Origin of the sequence: Oribacterium sinus, assembly GCF_963537195.1 — a bacterium.
GTDB lineage: Bacteria > Bacillota > Clostridia > Lachnospirales > Lachnospiraceae > Oribacterium > Oribacterium sinus_A.
On sequence record NZ_CAUTEG010000106.1, the window covers coordinates 1 to 7254 of the forward strand.

At 40.6% G+C, this 7254-nt stretch carries 7 protein-coding genes and 1 pseudogene; all 8 read left to right on the top strand.

Going from position 1 to position 7254, the window contains the following annotated elements; translation table 11 throughout:
- Window positions 1–349: pseudogene (locus RYL27_RS09865) on the top strand (ribosome biogenesis GTPase YlqF); the annotation flags it as partial.
- Window positions 350–400: 51 nt separating this feature from the next.
- On the top strand, window positions 401–1054 hold the full coding sequence (locus RYL27_RS09870) for a ribonuclease HII (RefSeq protein ID WP_314966933.1): 654 nt from the start codon (window positions 401–403) through the stop codon (window positions 1052–1054).
- A 16-nt stretch (window positions 1055–1070) separates the two neighbouring features.
- Window positions 1071–1523: a YraN family protein gene (locus RYL27_RS09875; protein ID WP_314966934.1), complete on the top strand. Its 453-nt coding sequence runs from the start codon at window positions 1071–1073 to the stop codon at window positions 1521–1523.
- Between the two features lie 106 nt (window positions 1524–1629).
- Window positions 1630–2769, top strand: coding sequence for a tryptophan--tRNA ligase (gene trpS, locus RYL27_RS09880; protein ID WP_314966936.1), 1140 nt, complete (start codon window positions 1630–1632; stop codon window positions 2767–2769).
- Window positions 2742–3293: a Holliday junction resolvase RecU gene (locus RYL27_RS09885; protein ID WP_314966938.1), complete on the top strand. Its 552-nt coding sequence runs from the start codon at window positions 2742–2744 to the stop codon at window positions 3291–3293. Before trpS ends, RYL27_RS09885 begins: the two co-directional genes overlap by 28 nt.
- A 77-nt stretch (window positions 3294–3370) precedes the next feature.
- On the top strand, window positions 3371–4765 hold the full coding sequence (trkA, locus tag RYL27_RS09890) for a Trk system potassium transporter TrkA (RefSeq protein ID WP_007156136.1): 1395 nt from the start codon (window positions 3371–3373) through the stop codon (window positions 4763–4765).
- The gene (locus RYL27_RS09895) at window positions 4755–6203 is read left to right on the top strand and encodes a TrkH family potassium uptake protein (RefSeq protein WP_314966940.1); all 1449 of its coding nucleotides are present in this window, start codon (window positions 4755–4757) and stop codon (window positions 6201–6203) included. Before trkA ends, RYL27_RS09895 begins: the two co-directional genes overlap by 11 nt.
- Before the next feature lie 209 nt (window positions 6204–6412).
- A partial coding sequence (locus tag RYL27_RS09900) for a tyrosine-type recombinase/integrase (RefSeq protein WP_314966942.1) occupies window positions 6413–7254 on the top strand: 842 nt, incomplete at its 3' end.

Consider the following 7254-nt stretch of genomic DNA (forward strand, 5'->3'; position numbering starts at 1 on the left):
TGACAGGGAAATTGTGGGCTATAATCTGGCTCTCATCGGTTCTATCAATGATGACATTTTACCGATAGAGGATTTGGTTTTTTATTTCTTAAAATATCTTGTCCGCTACTATCCTAATGCTATTCTGGAACGCTATGGAATAGAACCGGAGGAGGGGGAAGCGGCTCTTTCCATTATGGATAAGATTGCCGTAAAAAGAGCCTGTATCAAAAAGGGAGGAGATGTGGATTACACCAGAGTCTCCCGTCTGATTTTAGATGATTTTCGCAGTGGCAGACTGGGAAAGATCAGCCTGGAACATCCCGGTAAGTGGTATGATGAAGGGGATGAGGATTCAGCAGTAGAATAAAGTGGAAAGATAATACCGGGAAGAAGCGATTTACAGAAATGAGGCCAAGGCATGACAGAAGCACAAAGACTTAAAGAGGAAGCCCGTTTAAAGGAAATGTGGAAATTAGAGGAAGAACATACAGATCTTCCCTATGTTGCCGGTGTTGATGAGGCAGGGAGAGGACCATTAGCCGGACCGGTAGTGGCGGCTACCGCCATTTTACCAAAAGAGCATCTTTTTTATTTTCTCAATGATTCCAAGAAAATGACGGAAAAGCGAAGGGAAGCCCTCTTTCTGGAAATCAAGGAAAATGCGATAGCCTATGGAATCGGCATCGTTTCTCCGGAAAGAATTGACGAAATCAATATCCTGCAGGCGACATATGAGGCTATGCGACTGGCTATAGAGGAGATGAAAAAGAACTTTTCTATTACCCCTTCCCTTTTGTTAAATGATGCGGTAAGGATTCCTTTGGTGGATATCCCCCAAATTCCTATTGTTCACGGGGATGCCAAGTCTTTGTCCATTGCGGCAGCCAGTGTTTTAGCAAAGGTCAGTAGGGATCATCTTATGCTGGACTATGCCAGGGAATATCCGGAATATGGCTTTGAGAAACATAAGGGATATGGAACCAAAGCCCATACAGAAGCTATTTTAGAGTATGGCTCCTGTCCTATACACCGGCGGAGCTTTTTAAAAAAGCTTTATGCCGGGAAATCATAAAACTTTAGGAGTACAGATGGGAAAGACAGAAGAAGACAAAATACAGAAGGTAAATGACTCAAAAAGGAAGCTTCTTCATTTAAAATCCTCTGTGAAGGCTACAGATAGTTTAAAGGCTTCCAATATTTCCAATACACTGAAGGGAAAGGCTTTTGAAGACAGAGCAGTAGCCTTTTTGGAAGAAAAGGGCTATGAAATTCTGGAGCGTAACAGTCGTTTTCATCATCTGGAGATGGATGTGGTGGCTAGAGATGGAGACACACTCTGCTTTATAGAGGTGAAGGGCAGGAAGGAGCATAGCCTTGTGCCGGGCCTTTATGCGGTGGATAGAGCGAAACAAAAGCGACTTCGTAACTGGGCCACAGCCTATCTTTGTAAACATGGCTATTCTTTGACAGAAACAGCCTGTCGCTTTGATGTGGTCAGTATAGAAGGAGAGAAGATTCAGCTGATTCAAAATGCCTTTTAAGAGAATCTATGGTATACTGGGCAAGGTTATAAATAAGAAGAAAGGCTTTCGATTATTATAAATACTTCAAGAAATAAAGAAGTATCTAAGGTTTAAGGAGAGAAAAATGGGAAGTACAGGAAAGAAAATCATTTTAACCGGAGACCGTCCCACAGGAAAATTACATCTGGGGCATTATGTAGGATCTTTGCGTAGAAGAGTGGATTTACAGAATTCCGGAGAATATGATCAGATCAATATTCTGATTGCAGATGACCAGGCATTAACGGATAACTACGATAATCCCAAAAAGATTCGGGATAATATTATCGAGGTGGCCTTGGACTATCTTTCCGTGGGGCTTGATCCCAATGTAAGTACTATTTGTATTCAGTCCGGATTGCCGGCTCTCCATACCCTCAGCTTTTATTATTTAAATCTGGTAACAACCCAAAGACTGAGCCGTAACCCCACCGTGAAGGCGGAGATGAAGCTCCGGGGCTTCCATGGGGGAGAGAGCGTCAATGATAATGAGGTAGGTCTTCCTGCGGGATTTTTCACCTACCCTGTTTCTCAGGCTGCGGATATTACCGCCTTTAAGGCGACTACCGTGCCGGTAGGAGAAGATCAGCTTCCTATGATTGAGCAATGTAAGGAAATCGTTCGTAAGTTTAATCAGCTGTACCAAAAGGAAGTGCTTTTAGAGCCGGAAATTCTTCTGCCGGAGCATTCCAGCCAAAGAAGACTACCGGGTACGGACGGTAAGGCGAAGATGAGTAAGTCCTTAGGTAACGGCATTTACCTTTCCGATGATCCAAGCACGGTAAAAACCAAGATTATGAGTATGTATACAGATCCTACTCATATCAATGTGGCGGATCCGGGACATGTGGAAGGCAATGCCGTATTTACCTATCTGGATGCCTTTGCACCCAAGGAGGATTTCTCTCGTTTCTGTCCGGACTATCAGAATCTGGAGGAAATGAAGGAGCATTACATGCGAGGCGGTCTTGGAGATGTTAAATGTAAGAAGACCTTACTGGCTGTAATGGAAGAAATTCTACAGCCTATCCGGGAGAAGAGAAAGCACTGGGAAAATAATATTCCGGAGGTTTATGATATTCTCTTGGAAGGAACGAAGCTGGCCAGACAGCGGACAGAGGAAACCTTGGGAGAAGTATGTGAAGCCATGAAAATCAATTACTTCCAGGGCAATTCCATCATTCAGGAATGGGAAACATGGGTACATGGAAGTCACGAGGGCTAAGAGGCTCTCTTTTGGAAGAGGAAATTAATCATACCATTGCGCTGTATGAGGAAAAGAATTTAGCCCTCATTCAAAAGATTCCCACCCCCATTACGCCTATTAAGCTGGATCAAAGCCATAAACAAATCACTTTGGCCTATTTTGATAAGAAGTCCACAGTGGATTATATGGGAATTGTTCAAGGGATTCCCATTTGTTTTGATGCTAAGGAATGTCACAAGGACTCTTTTCCCCTGCAAAACCTTCATGCCCATCAAATGGATTTTATGAAGCGCTTTATGCTGCAGGGAGGCATCAGCTTTATTATCCTATCCTTCAGCAAGAGAGGAGAGAAGTACTATGTTCCTTACCGGGAGCTGGAATACTTTTATCAGCGGATGGAAGAGGGGGGCAAGAAAAGCTTTCGTTTTGACGAATTACGGGAAGCTTTTCCGGTAGAGGCGAAAAGGGATTTGCTGGTTCATTTTTTAGAGGCTTTAAATCAGGATATTTCCGTATTAAATGAGCTATCGAAAAAGGATTAAAAGAGTCCGCTTTCCTTTGAATAGTAGGAATATAGTCGTATTTATTTGGTTTTATATCTGTAAAATGAGGAAAAATCATGAATATTATTGTGGTAGGTTGCGGTAAGGTAGGTCTTACCCTGGCAGATCAGTTGAACAAAGAGGGGCATGATATTACCATTGTGGACCAGGATGAAAAGGTTCTTCGCCATGCGGTGGATTTTTTGGATATTATGGGAATCCATGGAAATGGTGCTATGCTTCAGACTCTGAGGGAAGCCGGAGTGCAAAATGCGGATGTTTTAATTGCGGCAACCAGCCGGGATGAAGTCAATATGCTTTGTTGTCTTTTTGCCAAAAAAGAGGGAAATTGTCGTACCATTGCCAGAATTCGTGATCCTCAATATACTACGGAAATCTCTTACCTTCGAGATGAATTAAACCTGGCCATGGTAATCAATCCGGATATGGCTGCAGCAAAGGAAATTGAGCGTCTGCTTCGTTTTCCTTCTGCAATGAAGGTAGACAGCTTTTCTCGAGGAAAACTGGATTTGATTCGTGTAAAGGTACCCAAGGAGAGTCAGCTGATTGGTATTCCTCTTCATACCTTTCAAAAGGATACGGGCTTAAATGTACTTATTACTTTGATCCAAAGAGGAGAGGATATTCTTATTCCAAACGGTTTTGATGCTTTGGAAGCGGATGATTTGATGAGCTTTATTGCAGCACCCAAGGATGTAAGCAAGTTCTTTATTAAGTTGGGTGTGGATTATACCCCTGTAAGGGATTGTATTATCGTAGGGGGAGGACGAATCAGCTATTATATTGCCCGCTATATTGATGAAATGCATTTAAATATGCGTTTGAAAATCATTGATTCTAACAAGGAGCGATGTGAGTATCTGGCAGATGTACTTCCGGATAGTATTATCATTAACGGTGACGGTATTGATGCCGAGCTTTTAAAGAAGGAAGGAATAGAAAATACGGATGCCTTTTGTTCTTTGACAGGATTTGATGAGGAAAATATCATGCTTTCTCTTTATGCGGGAAAGCTTTCCGATGCCCGTTTGATTACCAAAATCAATCGTATTGCCTTTGAAAATGTTACCAATGAAATGAATTTGGGTTCTGTCATTTATCCGAAACAGATTGTTGCAGAGAGTATTCTTCGATATGTAAGGGCTTTGGAGAATTCCAAGGGCTCCAATGTAGAGACCTTGTATAAGCTTGCTGACGGAAAGGCAGAAGCTTTGGAGTTTAAGGTATTAAATGATCCGGATTTAATCAATATTCCATTTGCGGATCTGTCCTTTAAGCAAGGAGTTTTAATCTGCGGAATTATACGTCAGAATAAAATTATTACCCCTAGGGGCTCTGATGTTATGAAGGTAGGAGACCGGGTGATTGTGGTTACCACCAACACAGGATTTAATGATTTACGAGATATTTTGGAAGTAAAGAAGGAAGAGGATATTCATTATGAACTTTAGTATGATTGTCTACATCCTGGCTTGGGTACTGAGAATAGAGGGAATCAGCTTATTGCTTCCCTTTATTTGTGCCATAATATATCGGGAGCATAGTTCTGCTGCGGCTATATTATCCGTGTCGGCCATGTCTTTAGTCGTAGGGGCGGTTTTAACACGAAAAAAACCGAAAAAAATAGCCTTTTATACCAGAGAAGGTTTTGTTATCGTAGCAGGCTGCTGGTTGGTGCTTTCTTTAGTGGGAGCTTTACCCTTCTATATTAGCGGAAAAATTCCCCATTATATCGATGCGGTTTTTGAAATTGTTTCCGGCTTTACTACTACAGGTTCTTCCATCTTAAGCGATGTGGAGGCCTTAGGAAAGGGATTGATTTTTTGGCGTTCCTTTTCCCATTGGATGGGAGGCATGGGTGTATTAGTCCTTGTTTTAACGGTTCTTCCTTTAGGTGGCGGTTATAACATGATGATTATGAAGGCGGAATCTCCGGGACCGGATGTGTCTAAGATGGTGCCTAGAGTAGCAGATACCGCAAAAGCCCTTTATAAGATTTATTTTGTTCTAACGGTAATTTGTATTCTTGCCTTTTTACTTTCCGGAATGCCCTTTTTTGATGCTTTGTGTATCGGCTTCGGAACGGCGGGAACAGGGGGATTTGCCATCAGGAATTCCGGAATGGTGGATTATTCCATGTTTAGCCAGTTCTTGATTACCATTTTTATGATTTTGTTCGGTATTAACTTCAATGTTTATTATCTTTTACAAAGAAGAAAGTGGAAAGAAGCTTTTTCTTCAGAAGAAGCCAGAACCTATCTTTTAATTATCCTTTGCTCAACTTTATTCATCGCTTTTAATAATTTAAAAGAAATGGGAAATGGCCTGTTATTTGCCCTTCACCATGCTTTTTTTACGGTAGGAAGTATTATTACCACAACAGGCTTTTCAACTCTGGATTACAATCATTGGGCAGTACCCAGTCAAATGGTGATTTTATTCTTAATGATTTCCGGTGCCTGTGCAGGCTCTACGGGTGGCGGTATAAAGGTTTCCCGATTGATTATCTTATTGAAGAATATGGGGAAGGAGTTGCACCTCATTATTCACCCGGAAGCCATCAAGAGAATTCGTTTAGAAGGAAAAAGCCTGGATTACAATGTGGTACGTTCGGTAAGTACGTATTTGATTGCATATTGCTTTGTCTATATAATATCCATTTTTCTTATCAGCTTTGACGGTTTTGATTTTACTACAAACTTTTCAGCAATTTCCGCAACCTTTAACAATATCGGACCGGGATTGGCAAAGGTTGGACCAATAGAAAATTTCTCGATTTATTCGCCATTTTCAAAGGCGGTTATGATCTTTGATATGTTGGCAGGAAGATTGGAAATATTTCCTATGTTGATTCTGTTTTCTCCAAAGACCTGGAAAAGAACGAATTAGTTATAACTATTCGCTAAACTCTTGTTTAACGAATAGTTATTGCTTTTTAAAAAGGGATTATGCTATAATCTGGTAAAACTAAGATGCAACGGCTTGAATATGGCTTTGGTATCTATCAAATTCGGATTCAAGCTAAAAAGATTTGCTCTGTATTGATTATGGAGAAAAAACCTTATTAGAGAGAATAAAACTATTAGAGAGAAAAAGCTATGCCGTTACAATATCATTTAGAATTAGATAAACAGAATACTTTAAAGCTTCGTCAGTTACAAAAGGATTTACCCTCCTTTTGTGCTTCTTTTTTTCGTGGTATTGATCAAGTTACTTCCTCCAGAACTAAAATTGCCTATGCCTATGATTTAAAGGTGTTTTTTCAATTTTTATTAGAGGAAAAAAAGCTTCGTTCCGATATTTATGATTTTGAAGCTCGGGATTTAGATCGTTTATCCCTGGTGGATTTAGAGGAATATATGGAATTTTTGAAATATAGAACGAAAAAAAAGACTGGTAAAGAGGGACAAATTGAAGAAGTTGAAGTCTTAAATCATAACAAGAGTATCAAAAGGAAAATTTCCAGCTTAAAAAGCTTCTTTGGCTATCTATATAAAACTGAGCAAATCAAAGAGAATAAGACCGCTCTTCTCTCCTTACCGAAGCTTTCTCAGGAAGAGATTGTTCGTATGGATCAAGGAGAAGTTGCACAGTTTCTGGATCAGGTAGAGTCCGGAGAAGATTTAAGCAAAAAGGAAAAGCTTTACCATGAGAAGAATCAAGTCAGAGACCTGGCTATGATGCAGTTAATGCTGGGAACCGGAATACGTGTGTCGGAATGCGTAGGTTTAAATTGCTCCGATGTAGATTTCCAAAATAATGCCATTCGTATCCACAGAAAGGGAGGCAAGGAGGTTTCCATCTACTTTTCCGACGAGGTGGAACAAGGCTTAAGAGCTTATATGGAGGAAAGAAAAGCTAAAATCCCGGCTTCAGGACATGAAAATGCCTTATTCCTATCTTTACAAAATAAAAGAATGTCTGTACGAACCGTGGAATT